Source organism: Streptococcus sp. 27098_8_76, from assembly GCF_041432315.1.
Classification (GTDB): Bacteria; Bacillota; Bacilli; order Lactobacillales; family Streptococcaceae; genus Streptococcus.
The window spans coordinates 99,054-113,223 of record NZ_JAPVZI010000005.1; the positions used below are offsets into that span (position 1 = coordinate 99,054).

19 protein-coding genes are annotated in these 14,170 nt (G+C 40.1%); 16 read left to right on the forward strand and 3 right to left on the reverse strand.

Translation table 11 applies throughout. The features are described 5' to 3' along the window. The first annotated feature begins 185 nt into the window (after nucleotides 1–185). From rplF to O3636_RS04925, 16 genes are all read left to right on the forward strand, one after another. Entirely contained in the window at nucleotides 186–722 is a 537-nt protein-coding gene (gene rplF, locus O3636_RS04850) for a 50S ribosomal protein L6 (RefSeq protein WP_000086622.1), read from the forward strand. Between the two features lie 83 nt (nucleotides 723–805). Further along, on the forward strand, nucleotides 806–1,162 hold the full coding sequence (gene rplR, locus O3636_RS04855; protein WP_000624044.1) for a 50S ribosomal protein L18: 357 nt from the start codon (nucleotides 806–808) through the stop codon (nucleotides 1,160–1,162). Between the two features lie 17 nt (nucleotides 1,163–1,179). Beyond that, nucleotides 1,180–1,674: a 30S ribosomal protein S5 gene (rpsE, locus tag O3636_RS04860; RefSeq protein ID WP_000874202.1), complete on the forward strand. Its 495-nt coding sequence runs from the start codon at nucleotides 1,180–1,182 to the stop codon at nucleotides 1,672–1,674. Between the two features lie 13 nt (nucleotides 1,675–1,687). Continuing rightward, on the forward strand, nucleotides 1,688–1,870 hold the full coding sequence (gene rpmD, locus O3636_RS04865) for a 50S ribosomal protein L30 (protein ID WP_000057241.1): 183 nt from the start codon (nucleotides 1,688–1,690) through the stop codon (nucleotides 1,868–1,870). A gap of 144 nt (nucleotides 1,871–2,014) precedes the next feature. Then, a complete protein-coding gene (gene rplO, locus O3636_RS04870; protein ID WP_000766087.1) occupies nucleotides 2,015–2,455 on the forward strand; it encodes a 50S ribosomal protein L15 in 441 nt (146 codons plus the stop codon). 12 nt (nucleotides 2,456–2,467) lie between these two features. Further along, nucleotides 2,468–3,778 (forward strand): preprotein translocase subunit SecY, encoded by a 1,311-nt coding sequence (secY, locus tag O3636_RS04875; protein WP_000465403.1) that lies wholly within the window; start codon nucleotides 2,468–2,470, stop codon nucleotides 3,776–3,778. Between the two features lie 256 nt (nucleotides 3,779–4,034). Continuing rightward, complete coding sequence (locus O3636_RS04880; protein WP_001050436.1) at nucleotides 4,035–4,673, forward strand: adenylate kinase; 639 nt, start codon at nucleotides 4,035–4,037, stop codon at nucleotides 4,671–4,673. Nucleotides 4,674–4,789: 116 nt separating this feature from the next. Continuing rightward, entirely contained in the window at nucleotides 4,790–5,008 is a 219-nt protein-coding gene (gene infA / locus O3636_RS04885) for a translation initiation factor IF-1 (RefSeq protein ID WP_001029883.1), read from the forward strand. A gap of 24 nt (nucleotides 5,009–5,032) precedes the next feature. Beyond that, on the forward strand, nucleotides 5,033–5,149 hold the full coding sequence (gene rpmJ / locus O3636_RS04890; protein ID WP_001808836.1) for a 50S ribosomal protein L36: 117 nt from the start codon (nucleotides 5,033–5,035) through the stop codon (nucleotides 5,147–5,149). Nucleotides 5,150–5,166: 17 nt separating this feature from the next. Next, nucleotides 5,167–5,532 (forward strand): 30S ribosomal protein S13, encoded by a 366-nt coding sequence (gene rpsM, locus O3636_RS04895; RefSeq protein ID WP_000090781.1) that lies wholly within the window; start codon nucleotides 5,167–5,169, stop codon nucleotides 5,530–5,532. A gap of 17 nt (nucleotides 5,533–5,549) precedes the next feature. Then, nucleotides 5,550–5,933 carry a 30S ribosomal protein S11 gene (gene rpsK, locus O3636_RS04900; RefSeq protein WP_001118385.1) on the forward strand — a complete coding sequence of 128 codons (384 nt, stop codon included), beginning with the start codon at nucleotides 5,550–5,552 and terminating at the stop codon, nucleotides 5,931–5,933. A gap of 42 nt (nucleotides 5,934–5,975) precedes the next feature. Further along, a complete protein-coding gene (locus O3636_RS04905; protein WP_000568988.1) occupies nucleotides 5,976–6,911 on the forward strand; it encodes a DNA-directed RNA polymerase subunit alpha in 936 nt (311 codons plus the stop codon). An 11-nt stretch (nucleotides 6,912–6,922) separates the two neighbouring features. Continuing rightward, entirely contained in the window at nucleotides 6,923–7,309 is a 387-nt protein-coding gene (gene rplQ, locus O3636_RS04910; RefSeq protein ID WP_000331493.1) for a 50S ribosomal protein L17, read from the forward strand. A 264-nt stretch (nucleotides 7,310–7,573) separates the two neighbouring features. Further along, nucleotides 7,574–7,840, forward strand: coding sequence for an ACT domain-containing protein (locus tag O3636_RS04915; RefSeq protein ID WP_000644126.1), 267 nt, complete (start codon nucleotides 7,574–7,576; stop codon nucleotides 7,838–7,840). A gap of 9 nt (nucleotides 7,841–7,849) precedes the next feature. After that, nucleotides 7,850–9,187 carry a PFL family protein gene (locus O3636_RS04920; RefSeq protein WP_000354927.1) on the forward strand — a complete coding sequence of 446 codons (1,338 nt, stop codon included), beginning with the start codon at nucleotides 7,850–7,852 and terminating at the stop codon, nucleotides 9,185–9,187. Nucleotides 9,188–9,431: 244 nt separating this feature from the next. Then, nucleotides 9,432–10,124 (forward strand): histidine phosphatase family protein, encoded by a 693-nt coding sequence (locus O3636_RS04925; RefSeq protein WP_000241548.1) that lies wholly within the window; start codon nucleotides 9,432–9,434, stop codon nucleotides 10,122–10,124. Between the two features lie 102 nt (nucleotides 10,125–10,226). On the opposite strand, the gene O3636_RS04930 is transcribed toward O3636_RS04925, so the two are convergent. The 3 genes from O3636_RS04930 to O3636_RS04940 are packed head-to-tail and all read right to left on the reverse strand — an operon-like array spanning nucleotide 10,227 to nucleotide 14,025. Continuing rightward, nucleotides 10,227–11,885: an iron ABC transporter permease gene (locus tag O3636_RS04930; RefSeq protein ID WP_261076634.1), complete on the reverse strand. Its 1,659-nt coding sequence runs from the start codon at nucleotides 11,883–11,885 to the stop codon at nucleotides 10,227–10,229. Continuing rightward, nucleotides 11,875–12,966, reverse strand: a complete 1,092-nt coding sequence (locus tag O3636_RS04935; protein ID WP_049521551.1) for an ABC transporter ATP-binding protein — start codon at nucleotides 12,964–12,966, stop codon at nucleotides 11,875–11,877. The genes O3636_RS04930 and O3636_RS04935 overlap by 11 nt, the downstream gene beginning before the upstream one ends. Before the next feature lie 12 nt (nucleotides 12,967–12,978). After that, nucleotides 12,979–14,025, reverse strand: coding sequence for an ABC transporter substrate-binding protein (locus tag O3636_RS04940; RefSeq protein WP_000731166.1), 1,047 nt, complete (start codon nucleotides 14,023–14,025; stop codon nucleotides 12,979–12,981). Between the last annotated feature and the right edge of the window lie 145 nt (nucleotides 14,026–14,170).

The following is a 14,170-nucleotide window of genomic DNA, read 5'->3' on the forward strand; positions in this document are numbered from 1 at the left end:
GAAGTTTGTAGCAGGAGCGATGCTCCAAGACAAACTTATCTTTTTCACCAAATTCTTAGCTCGAACTCAAATCAAGATACAAAGCTCGTTAGAGCGTGTTCAGTTCAGCTCTTGAACTAAATAAGTATCTGAACCCCGTGAAAACTGGCCGTTCTGGCCTGACAATCTAACAGGAGAAAATAAACATGTCACGTATTGGTAATAAAGTTATCGTGTTGCCTGCTGGTGTAGAAATCACTAACAATGACAACCTTGTAACTGTAAAAGGACCTAAAGGAGAACTTACTCGTGAGTTCTCAAAAGATATTGAAATCCGTGTGGAAGGTACTGAAGTAACTCTTCACCGTCCAAACGATTCAAAAGAAATGAAAACTATCCACGGAACTACTCGTGCCCTTTTGAACAACATGGTTGTTGGTGTATCAGAAGGATTCAAGAAAGAACTTGAAATGCGCGGGGTTGGTTACCGTGCACAACTTCAAGGATCTAAACTTGTTTTGGCTGTTGGTAAATCTCATCCAGACGAAGTTGAAGCTCCAGAAGGAATTACTTTTGAACTTCCAAACCCAACAACAATCGTTGTTAGCGGAATTTCAAAAGAAGTAGTTGGTCAAACAGCTGCTTACGTACGTAGCCTTCGTTCACCAGAACCATATAAAGGTAAAGGTATCCGTTACGTTGGTGAATTCGTTCGCCGTAAAGAAGGTAAAACAGGTAAATAATGTTGAGTGGTTGATTCTCAACCACCAACCTATTTTCCAACTTTGTGCATAGCACACGATTTAAAACTAAAGAGGTGAAAACTGTGATTTCAAAACCAGATAAAAACAAACTCCGCCAAAAACGCCACCGTCGCGTTCGCGGAAAACTCTCTGGAACTGCTGATCGCCCACGTTTGAACGTATTCCGTTCTAATACAGGCATCTACGCTCAAGTGATTGATGACGTAGCGGGTGTAACGCTCGCAAGTGCTTCAACTCTTGACAAAGAAGTTTCAAAAGGAACTAAAACTGAACAAGCCGTTGCTGTCGGTAAACTCGTTGCAGAACGTGCAAACGCTAAAGGTATTTCAGAAGTGGTGTTCGACCGCGGTGGATATCTATATCACGGACGTGTGAAAGCTTTGGCTGATGCAGCTCGTGAAAACGGATTGAAATTCTAATAGGAGGACACTAGAAAATGGCATTTAAAGACAATGCAGTTGAATTAGAAGAACGCGTAGTTGCTGTCAACCGTGTTACAAAAGTTGTTAAAGGTGGACGTCGTCTTCGTTTCGCAGCTCTTGTTGTTGTTGGTGACCACAATGGTCGCGTAGGATTTGGTACTGGTAAAGCTCAAGAAGTTCCAGAAGCAATCCGTAAAGCAGTAGACGATGCTAAGAAAAACTTGATCGAAGTTCCTATGGTTGGAACAACAATCCCACACGAAGTTCTTTCAGAATTCGGTGGAGCTAAAGTATTGTTGAAACCTGCTGTAGAAGGTTCTGGAGTTGCCGCTGGTGGTGCAGTTCGTGCCGTTGTGGAATTGGCAGGTGTGGCAGATATTACATCTAAATCACTTGGTTCTAACACTCCAATCAACATTGTTCGTGCAACTGTTGAAGGTTTGAAACAATTGAAACGCGCTGAAGAAGTTGCTGCCCTTCGTGGTATTTCAGTTTCTGATTTGGCATAAGAAAGGGGATAAAATGGCTCAAATTAAAATTACTTTGACTAAGTCTCCAATCGGACGCATTCCATCACAACGTAAAACTGTTGTAGCACTTGGACTTGGCAAATTGAACAGCTCTGTTATTAAAGAAGATAACGCTGCTATCCGTGGTATGATCACAGCAGTATCTCACTTGGTAACAGTTGAAGAAGTAAACTAATGAATTTTTAGGGGATGTGCACTATACCATCCCCTAAAACTAGATATAGTCATCTATGATGACGTCGTATAGGCGAGTTGATTGGGGAGACAACCTTTTCTCCCTTATCGGCGCTAGCATTTTACAAAAGAGGAGAAAATAAAAATGAAACTTCATGAATTGAAACCTGCAGAAGGTTCTCGTAAAGTACGTAACCGCGTTGGTCGTGGTACTTCATCAGGTAACGGTAAAACATCTGGTCGTGGTCAAAAAGGTCAAAAAGCTCGTAGCGGTGGCGGAGTTCGCCTTGGTTTTGAAGGTGGACAAACTCCATTGTTCCGTCGTCTTCCAAAACGTGGATTCACTAACATCAACGCTAAAGAATACGCAATTGTGAACCTTGACCAATTGAACGTCTTTGAAGATGGTGCTGAAGTAACTCCAGTTGTTCTTATCGAAGCAGGAATTGTTAAAGCTGAAAAATCAGGTATTAAAATTCTTGGTAACGGTGAGTTGACTAAGAAATTGACTGTGAAAGCAGCTAAATTCTCTAAATCAGCTGAAGAAGCTATCACTGCTAAAGGTGGTTCAGTAGAAGTCATCTAAGAGAGGTGACCTATGTTTTTTAAATTATTAAGAGAAGCTCTTAAAGTCAAGCAGGTTCGATCAAAAATTTTATTTACAATTTTTATCGTTTTGGTCTTTCGTATCGGGACTAGCATTACAGTTCCTGGGGTGAATGCCAATAGCTTGAACGCCTTAAGTGGATTATCCTTCTTAAACATGTTGAGCTTGGTATCAGGGAATGCCATGAAAAACTTCTCAGTTTTTGCTCTTGGTGTTAGTCCCTACATTACGGCCTCTATCGTTGTCCAACTCTTGCAAATGGATATTTTACCCAAATTTGTAGAATGGGGTAAACAAGGGGAAGTAGGTCGAAGAAAATTAAATCAAGCTACTCGTTATATTGCTCTTGTTCTAGCCTTTGTGCAATCTATCGGGATTACAGCTGGTTTTAATACTTTGGCTGGAGCTCAATTGTTGAAAACAGCTCTTACTCCACAAGTCTTTATCATGATTGGTATCATCTTAACAGCTGGTAGCATGATTGTGACTTGGTTGGGAGAGCAAATTACAGATAAGGGGTACGGAAATGGTGTTTCTATGATTATCTTTGCCGGGATTGTTGCCTCAATTCCAGAGATGATTCAGGGCATCTATGTGGACTACTTTGTGAATGTCCCAAGTAGCCGTATCAACTCATCTATCATTTTCGTAATCATTTTGATTATTACTGTATTGTTGATCATTTACTTTACAACCTATGTTCAACAAGCAGAATACAAAATTCCAATCCAATATACTAAGGTTGCACAAGGTGCTCCATCTAGCTCTTACCTTCCTTTGAAAGTAAACCCTGCTGGAGTTATCCCTGTTATCTTTGCAAGTTCGATTACTGCAGCGCCTGCGGCTATTCTTCAGTTTTTGAGCGCTACAGGTCATGATTGGGCTTGGGTAAGAACAGCACAAGAAATGCTGGCAACAACTTCACCAACTGGTATTGCTATGTATGCTTTATTGATTATTCTCTTTACATTCTTCTATACGTTTGTACAGATTAATCCTGAAAAAGCGGCAGAAAACCTACAAAAGAGCGGAGCCTATATCCATGGAGTTCGTCCTGGTAAAGGTACAGAGGAATATATGTCTAAACTTCTTCGTCGTCTTGCAACTGTTGGTTCTCTCTTCCTTGGTGTGATTTCTATTTTACCGATCGTGGCAAAAGATGTTTTCGGACTTTCAGAAGCAGTTGCTTTTGGGGGGACTAGTCTTTTGATCATTATCTCTACGGGTATTGAAGGAATCAAACAATTGGAAGGTTACCTATTGAAACGTAAGTATGTTGGTTTCATGGATAGAACAGAATAAAAGTATTTACTGATACTCTTCGAAAATCAAATTCAAACCACGTCAGCTTCACCTTGCCGTACTCAAGTACAGTCTGCGGCTAGCTTCCTAGTTTGCTCTTTGATTTTCATTGAGTATGAATCAGTAAATGCTGAGGGAGTGGAGGTTTAAACTCTAACATTTGTGAGAGTTTGGTCTCCCCTCTTCTATTTTGTTTTTAAATAGGGGTGAAAAGAATTTTTGCTTCTATTTAAAAATAAAATAAGGAGATCAGATCATGAATCTTTTGATTATGGGCTTACCTGGTGCAGGTAAGGGAACTCAAGCAGCAAAAATCGTAGAACAATTCCATGTTGCACATATCTCAACAGGTGATATGTTCCGCGCTGCAATGGCAAATCAAACTGAAATGGGTGTTCTTGCTAAGTCATACATTGACAAGGGTGAATTAGTTCCTGACGAAGTTACAAATGGAATCGTAAAAGAACGTCTTTCACAAGATGATATTAAAGAAACAGGATTCTTGTTGGATGGTTACCCACGTACAATCGAACAAGCTCATGCCTTGGACAAAACATTGGCTGAACTTGGCATTGAACTAGAAGGTGTCATCAACATTGAAGTGAATCCAGATAGCCTCTTGGAACGTTTGAGTGGTCGTATTATCCACCGCGTAACTGGAGAAACTTTCCACAAGGTCTTTAACCCACCAGTTGACTATAAAGAAGAAGATTACTACCAACGTGAAGATGATAAGCCTGAGACAGTCAAACGTCGTTTGGATGTTAATATTGCTCAAGGGGAACCAATCATTGCTCACTACCGTGCCAAAGGTTTGGTTCATGACATCGAAGGTAATCAAGATATCAATGATGTCTTCTCAGATATCGAAAAAGTATTGACAAATTTGAAATAAAGCGTTTTTCACACTTGCAAAAATCCGCTACAAATGTTATACTAAGATAGTCTGACTTATAATTGTTGTCTCTGTGTCTAGAGGCATCGAATCGAAATTTATGGAGGTGCTTTTGCGTGGCAAAAGACGATGTGATTGAAGTTGAAGGCAAAGTAGTTGATACAATGCCGAATGCAATGTTTACGGTTGAACTTGAAAATGGACATCAGATTTTAGCAACAGTTTCTGGTAAAATTCGTAAAAACTATATTCGTATTTTAGCGGGAGATCGTGTTACTGTCGAAATGAGTCCATATGACTTGACACGTGGACGTATCACTTACCGCTTTAAATAATCGAAAAACTTGGAGGGATAAGAAATGAAAGTAAGACCATCGGTCAAACCAATTTGCGAATACTGTAAAGTTATTCGTCGTAATGGTCGTGTTATGGTAATTTGCCCAGCAAATCCAAAACACAAACAACGTCAAGGATAAGATAGAAAGGAGAAAACATGGCTCGTATTGCTGGAGTTGACATTCCAAATGACAAACGCGTAGTAATCTCATTGACTTATGTTTATGGTATCGGACTTGCAACATCTAAGAAAATTTTGGCTGCTGCTGGAATCTCAGAAGATGTTCGTGTACGTGATTTGACATCAGATCAAGAAGATGCTATCCGTCGTGAAGTGGATGCAATCAAAGTTGAAGGTGACCTTCGTCGTGAAGTAAACTTGAACATCAAACGTTTGATGGAAATCGGTTCATACCGTGGTATCCGTCACCGTCGTGGACTTCCTGTCCGTGGACAAAACACTAAAAACAACGCTCGCACTCGTAAAGGTAAAGCTGTTGCGATTGCTGGTAAGAAAAAATAATATAGGAGGTAAAAGTCTTGGCTAAACCAACACGTAAACGTCGTGTGAAAAAGAATATCGAATCTGGTATTGCTCATATTCACGCTACATTTAATAACACTATTGTTATGATTACTGATGTGCATGGTAATGCAATTGCTTGGTCATCAGCTGGTGCTCTTGGTTTCAAAGGTTCTCGTAAATCTACACCATTCGCTGCTCAAATGGCTTCTGAAGCTGCTGCTAAATCTGCACAAGAACACGGTCTTAAATCAGTTGAAGTTACTGTAAAAGGTCCAGGTTCTGGTCGTGAGTCAGCTATTCGTGCGCTTGCTGCCGCTGGTCTTGAAGTAACAGCAATTCGTGATGTGACTCCAGTGCCACACAATGGTGCTCGTCCTCCAAAACGTCGCCGTGTATAATCATCGCATTACACTGCTTTTCGTTTAAGAGGGAGTAACTAAATGATCGAGTTTGAAAAACCAAATATAACAAAAATTGATGAAAATAAAGATTATGGCAAGTTTGTAATCGAACCACTTGAACGTGGCTACGGTACAACTCTTGGTAACTCTCTTCGTCGTGTACTTCTAGCTTCTCTACCAGGAGCAGCTGTGACATCTATCAACATTGATGGTGTGTTACATGAGTTTGACACAGTTCCAGGTGTTCGTGAAGACGTGATGCAAATCATTCTGAACATTAAAGGAATTGCAGTGAAATCGTACGTTGAAGACGAAAAAATCATCGAACTGGATGTTGAAGGTCCTGCTGAAGTAACAGCTGGTGACATTTTGACAGATAGCGATATTGAAATTGTAAATCCAGATCATTATCTCTTTACAATCGGTGAAGGTTCTTCTCTAAAAGCGACTATGACTGTTAACAGTGGTCGTGGATATGTACCTGCTGATGAAAATAAAAAGGATAATGCACCAGTTGGAACACTTGCTGTAGATTCTATTTATACACCAGTTACAAAAGTCAACTATCAAGTGGAACCTGCTCGTGTAGGTAGCAATGATGGATTTGACAAATTAACCCTTGAAATCTTGACAAATGGAACAATTATTCCAGAAGATGCTTTAGGGCTTTCAGCACGTATTTTGACAGAACATCTTGATTTGTTTACAAATCTTACTGAGATTGCTAAGTCAACTGAAGTGATGAAAGAAGCTGATACTGAATCTGACGACCGTATTTTGGATCGTACGATTGAGGAACTAGACTTGTCTGTGCGTTCATACAACTGTTTGAAACGTGCCGGTATCAATACTGTGCATGATTTGACAGAAAAATCTGAAGCAGAGATGATGAAAGTACGAAATCTTGGACGCAAGAGTTTGGAAGAAGTGAAACTCAAACTCATTGATTTGGGTCTTGGATTAAAAGATAAATAAAGGAGGAATACATGGCTTACCGTAAACTAGGACGCACTAGCTCACAACGTAAAGCGATGCTTCGCGATTTGACAACTGACCTTTTGATCAACGAATCAATCGTGACAACTGAAGCTCGTGCTAAAGAAATCCGTAAAACTGTTGAAAAAATGATTACTCTAGGTAAACGTGGTGATTTGCATGCACGTCGTCAAGCAGCTGCTTTCGTACGTAATGAAATCGCATCTGAAAACTATGATGAAGCAACTGATAAGTACACTTCTACTACAGCACTTCAAAAATTGTTCTCAGAAATCGCACCTCGTTATGCTGAACGTAACGGTGGATACACTCGTATCCTTAAAACTGAACCACGTCGTGGTGATGCAGCGCCAATGGCGATCATCGAATTAGTATAAAATCATCAATTTTGTTGAGTGTTATGATGATGGAGTCTTGTGCTCTTAGTCTAGCTCTGGTCTACCGCTAGGATCTCGGTCCTAGCGGGAACACTCATCATAAGTTGGGATAGTAGACGCTTGTTTACGAAATTGTTTTTTGCTTAAGAACAACTTCGTAAGCAGGCGTTTTTGAGTATTTTCGTTAGAATTATGCTATACTATTTGAAAAGAATCCTGTTTAATGTTCAGGTTTCTTATTTTAAGAAGAATTGGAGTTTGCTTATGAAAGCGATTATAACTGTTGTTGGTAAAGATAAATCTGGAATTGTTGCAGGTGTTTCTGGCAAAATTGCAGAATTGGGTTTGAATATTGACGATATCTCTCAAACTGTCTTGGATGAATATTTCACGATGATGGCTGTCGTCTCTAGTGATGAAAAGCAGGATTTTACTTATCTGCGAAATGAGTTTGAAACTTTTGGGCAAACTTTGAATGTGAAAATCAATATTCAGAGTGCAGCGATTTTCGAAGCTATGTATAATATCTAGGAGGTTATCATGGATATTAGACAAGTTACTGAAACCATCTCCATGATTGAGGAGCAGAACTTCGATATCAGAACTATTACCATGGGGATTTCCCTTTTGGACTGTATCGATCCAGATATCAATCGTGCTGCGGAGAAAATTTATCAAAAGATTACGACCAAGGCAGCAAATTTAGTAGCTGTTGGCGATGAAATTGCAGCTGAGTTGGGAATTCCTATCGTTAATAAGCGTGTATCGGTGACTCCTATTTCTCTGATTGGAGCAGCGACAGATGCGACGGACTACGTGGTTCTGGCAAAAGCTCTTGATAAGGCTGCGAAAGAAATCGGTGTGGATTTTATCGGTGGCTTCTCTGCCTTGGTACAAAAGGGGTACCAAAAGGGAGATGAGATTCTCATCAATTCTATTCCTCGTGCTTTGGCTGAAACGGACAAGGTCTGCTCGTCAGTCAATATCGGCTCAACCAAGTCTGGTATCAATATGACGGCTGTCGCAGATATGGGACGAGTTATCAAGGAAACGGCTAATCTATCAGATATGGGGGCAGCTAAGTTGGTTGTATTCGCTAATGCTGTTGAGGACAATCCATTTATGGCGGGTGCCTTCCATGGTGTTGGGGAAGCAGATGTTATCATCAATGTCGGAGTTTCCGGTCCTGGTGTGGTGAAACGTGCCTTGGAAAAAGTTCGTGGACAGAGCTTTGATGTAGTAGCCGAAACAGTTAAGAAAACTGCCTTTAAAATCACTCGTATCGGTCAATTGGTTGGTCAAATGGCCAGTGAGAGACTGGGTGTGGAATTTGGTATTGTGGACTTGAGTTTGGCGCCAACTCCTGCGGTTGGAGATTCTGTTGCACGTGTCCTTGAAGAAATGGGGCTAGAAACAGTTGGTACGCATGGAACGACGGCTGCCTTGGCTCTCTTGAATGACCAAGTTAAGAAGGGAGGAGTTATGGCCTGCAACCAAGTTGGTGGTTTGTCTGGTGCCTTTATCCCTGTTTCAGAGGATGAAGGAATGATTGCTGCAGTGCAAAATGGTTCTCTTAATTTGGAAAAACTAGAAGCTATGACGGCTATCTGTTCTGTTGGTTTGGATATGATTGCCATTCCGGAGGATACACCTGCTGAAACCATTGCGGCTATGATTGCAGATGAAGCGGCAATTGGTGTCATTAACATGAAAACAACAGCTGTTCGTATCATTCCAAAAGGAAAAGAAGGCGATATGATTGAATTTGGTGGTCTATTAGGTACTGCACCTGTTATGAAGGTCAATGGGGCTTCGTCTGTTGATTTCATCTCTCGTGGAGGACAAATCCCAGCACCAATTCATAGTTTTAAAAATTAAGAAAATAGGAGAAATTTTAAGCTCTATTTAAGGTTGGATGTGTATACTATAATCATTAAATAAAGACCTCCTAATATTATTTGAAACAGATAACTCTGATTTAGTTTGAATTTGATTTTCATCTAATATCTTTATTTAATAGAACTCCTAAACTTTTTCATAATAATCTCCTGCAAAAGTCGCCTGTATGGGTGGCTTTTGTTTTATCATCCATGATATAATAGAAGCAAACGGAGGACGGAAAATGGTAAAAGTACGATTGTATTTGGTACGTCATGGCAAGACTATGTTTAACACGATTGGTCGCGCGCAAGGTTGGAGCGATACTCCCTTAACAGCTGAAGGTGAGCGAGGGATTCAAGAATTAGGAATCGGCTTGCGGGAATCTGGTCTACAGTTTGAGCGTGCTTATTCCAGTGATTCAGGGCGCACCATTCAGACTATGGGAATCATCCTTGATGAACTTGGTTTGCAGGGGAAAATCCCTTATCGCATGGACAAGCGTATCAGAGAATGGTGTTTTGGTAGCTTTGACGGAGCCTACGACGGTGATCTTTTCATGGGTATTATTCCTCGTATCTTTAATGTGGACCACGTTCACCAATTGTCTTATGCTGAACTGGCTGAGGGTTTGGTAGAGGTCGATACAGCTGGTTGGGCTGAAGGATGGGAAAAACTCAGTGGCCGCATCAAAGAAGGTTTTGAAGCGATTGCCAAAGAAATGGAAGAACAAGGTGGGGGCAACGCTCTCGTTGTCAGCCATGGAATGACCATTGGAACCATTGTTTATCTGATTAATGGTATGCATCCGCATGGTCTCGATAATGGTAGCGTGACAATCCTTGAATATGAGGATGGCCAGTTTAGCGTAGAAGTTGTCGGCGACCGTAGTTACCGAGAACTAGGACGGGAGAAGATGGAGGAAGCATCTATTTAATCAGTCTAGACTTGATTTCTCTGAACTAGGGATTTGATAAGAATATCAAGATAAGAAAAAACAGCCGAGGATAATCTTTTCGGCTGTTTTTGATGGGGGAAACTAAAGTGTAATGCTGTTGCTTTTAGAGATTTTCATAAACAAGAGCAAGGAACCTACTGTTAGAACAGTTAGGATAGTTGACAAGGCTGCGGCTACACCGTAATTTCCTCTGAGAACCTCTGTATAAATAGCTACAGTCATTGTTCTTGTTTTGACATTGTAGAGGAGGATAGAAGTAGAGAGCTCTGAAATCATTGTAACCCAAGATAGGATGGCTCCAGAAATAATACCAGATAGCATCATTGGAGTTGTAATCTTGGCGAAGGTATTGAGACGGCTACTTCCTAAGCTTTCAGCAGCTTCTTCAATACTTGGTGCTATTTGTTGCAAGCTAGCAACAGATGAGCGAATAGTATAAGGTAATCTTCTGACAGATAGGGACATGATCAAGATGAAAGCTGTCCCTGTAATCATAAGAAATCCACTTCCAAATAGACCGGTATTGAAGGAAGAAATGAAGGCAATCCCTAGAACGGTTCCTGGTACAATATAAGGTACCATACTGAGGCTATCAATTAAGTTTGTAAACAAATTCCGTTTTCTAACGGCTAGGTAGGAGATAAATGTTGCGAATAGGACAACTAGGACTAAGGCAATCAAAGGGATACGAATGGTATTGAAAATAGCAGACCCCATACGATTGAAAGCTACCTTGTAACTGTTTAGAGAATAGCCTTTGACAAATACCATACCTGATGTTTTTAGGAAAGAAGTATAAATCAAGTAGACTTGAGGTAGAACAGAGAACAAGATAATTCCGTAGACTGTTGCATAAATGGCAACCATTTTTCTTTTTGTAGTTTTTTTAGGCTCAATTGGATGGAGCGAATTCATGCTGAAACTGTAGCGGTTTGAAATGTATTTTTGGATAAGGAAGATTGCCAAGGCAATGATAATCGCCATAATTGCTAAAGCAGATGCAAAAGCAGAATTTCCTCCAACCTCGCTAATAAATTGGGTATAAATCAAGACTGGGAAAGTCCGATATCCTTCACCAATCAACATAGGCGTTCCAAAGTCTGAGAATGCTCTCATAAATACAAGTAGGGCAGCAGCTAGTAAGGTTGGAACTAGGAGAGGTAAAACAACCGTTACGATACGCTTAAATCCGAAGGACCCCATACTTTCAGCTGCTTCAAGTAGAGAATTGTCAATACTTTTCATTGTCCCAGCAACGTATAGAAATACCAGTGGGAATAGTTGCAGTGTAAAGACAAGTACAATTCCTTTGAATCCATAAATATCAATAGCTGGAAGATGAAGAGCATTTGTCATGAATTTTGTGATGACCCCATTTCGTCCCAGCAAGAGAATCCAGGAGTAGGCTCCCACGAACGGAGCTGACATAGAAGCAATGATAATCAATATTTGTAAAAATTTCTTTCCCTTGAAGTCATACATGGAAAAGAGATAAGCTAATAAGGTTCCTACGACTAAGGAAGTGACAGTAGCGGTAATGGAAACCTTGAAACTGTTGACAAGTGTCTCAGAGTAGTAGGCTTTACTAAAGAAAGTGACAAAATTAGCTAGTGAGAATTGTCCTTCATGTATGAGTGCTTGCTTGAGCACGGTAACGATAGGATAAACGAGAAAGACAAGATAGGTAAGAAAGATGAAGAAAGAGGAGGCTGTCCAAATATTTAGTTTTTTACGTTCCATGGTTGACTCCTTTTATCAGGTTTTGGGAACCATCTGCAGAAAAGACGTTTAATTTTTGAGTATTGATTCGTAGACGAATACGATCGCCTTTTTGTAGATCTTCTTCAAAAGTTGATTCTTCGCTAACTTGAATTTTTGAGGCAAAGCCTGTCTCGATGAAGTATTCAGTATTTAGTCCAAGATAGACGCTATCGCTAATAGTTCCTTCAATATCTCCAGATTCATCTTTGATAAACTCTTCAGGACGAATACTTACATGAATAGCTTGTGCTTCAGCCTGATCAAGAGCTGGCATTCGAAGGGCATAGCCATCTGAAAAGACGATATAAGCGCCATCGCTCCGTTTTTCAAGAGTGGCAGGGATAATATTTGTGCGTCCGATAAAGGTTGCTACAAACTCATTAGCTGGTTTATGATAGAGTTCTTTTGGTCGACCGATTTGTTGAATGACCCCATCTTTCATAACAGCAATTTGGTCTGAAATAGCCATAGCTTCTTCTTGGTCGTGGGTCACATAAACGGTTGTAATTCCCACTTCGTGTTGGATTTCTCGAATGGCTTGACGCATATCCAAGCGAAGTTTGGCATCTAGGTTACTGAGTGGCTCGTCCATGAGGAGAACACTTGGATTAACAGCTAAGGCGCGTGCCAAGGCGACACGTTGTTGTTGTCCACCACTAAGTTTATCGGGCTTTCGATCCGCATATTGAGCAATTTGCATGAGTTCAAGATACTTGTTGGTCTGTTGGACCAATTCTTCTTTTGGAACTTTCTTTTGCTTGAGACCAAAAGCAACATTATCTCGAACAGTCAAATGTGGGAAAATAGCGTAGTTTTGGAAAACCATGCCGATATTGCGTTTGCTGGGTTCCATATTATTGATTTTTGTATCATCAAAGTAAAATTCTCCGCCTTCGATACTGTTGAAACCTGCAATCATACGAAGAAGAGTCGTTTTCCCACAACCTGAAGGCCCAAGAAGGGTAAAGAGACTTCCTTTTGGAATTGTAATGTTCAAATTCTCAATAACAGGGACATCGTGGTAGATTTTTTTGGCGTTAATAATTTTGATCTCACTCATAGTGAACCTCTTTTACTGTTTAGATTGGATATCTGTAAAGACTTCGTTGTATTTCTTAACGATATCTGATTTATTCTTGATGACATAATCATAATCTTCAGTGAGTGTTTTGATTTTGTCAATTGGTTTCATGTTTTCGCTTGTTTTGGCATTTTTACGAACAGGACGGTTAGTAGTGGTTGTACCAAGTGTATCTTGTACTTCTTGAGAGATAATAAAATCGATAAATTTCTTGGCATTTTCCATATTTTTCGCTTTTTTAACGATAGCAGCACTAGCAGGTAGGAAGACGGTTCCTTCTTTTGGATAGACTACCTTGATATTAGCTCCGTCATTTAAGAGTTTAACTGCTGGATCTTCATAAGAGAGACCAACAGCCATTTCTCCGTCAGCGACTGCTTTATAGACACCAGATGAGCTTGAACCGATTTTACCATCAATAAGTGTGAAGAGATCTTTTACATAAGACCAAGCTTTATCGTCTTTGTAACCACCTTGAGCTTGTAGCATATTTGTTAATTGAGCAAAGGCGCTAGAAGAGTTTGCTGGGTCAGCAGTTGCGATTTTTCCTTTTAGTTCAGGTTTGAGAAGGTCGCTATATCCTTCGATGTTCATGCCTTTCGTTAAATCAGGATTGACGATTAAAACACTACCATCTAGTGTATAAGGAGTAGAGTAGCCAGTTGTGTTTTGATATTCTTTGATAACATTATCATTTTCTTTTGAAGTATAGTTTTCAAAGAGTTCTCCGTGGGTAGCATATTGTGTATAAGAACCACCAAAGATGACATCGGCTACAGGAGCTTCTTTTTCTGACTCTAGTTTTTTGAAAAGTTCTCCAGTACCAGCTTGAATCAGTTCTACTTTGATACCATATTTTTCTTCAAAGGCAGGAATAGTTGCTCCGATTAAGCCCTCTGAGTTTGGTGAATAAACGACTAGCGAACCGCCGTCTCCTTTATCAGATGAACCGCCATCGGCAGATTCATTAGAAGAACAAGCAGCAAGACCAAAAAGAGCTAGTCCGCAAGCAGCATAATACATCCATTTCTTTTTCATGATGGATACCTCCGTTGTGTTATTTAAGTTTATTTTAAAATAATGTAAGCGTTTTTAAAACCGATAATTCTATTCTATTAGAGTAAAATTCTCTACAAAAACGGAAGTAATCTTTTTGATTTTATAGTAGGGTTTGACAGTTAAT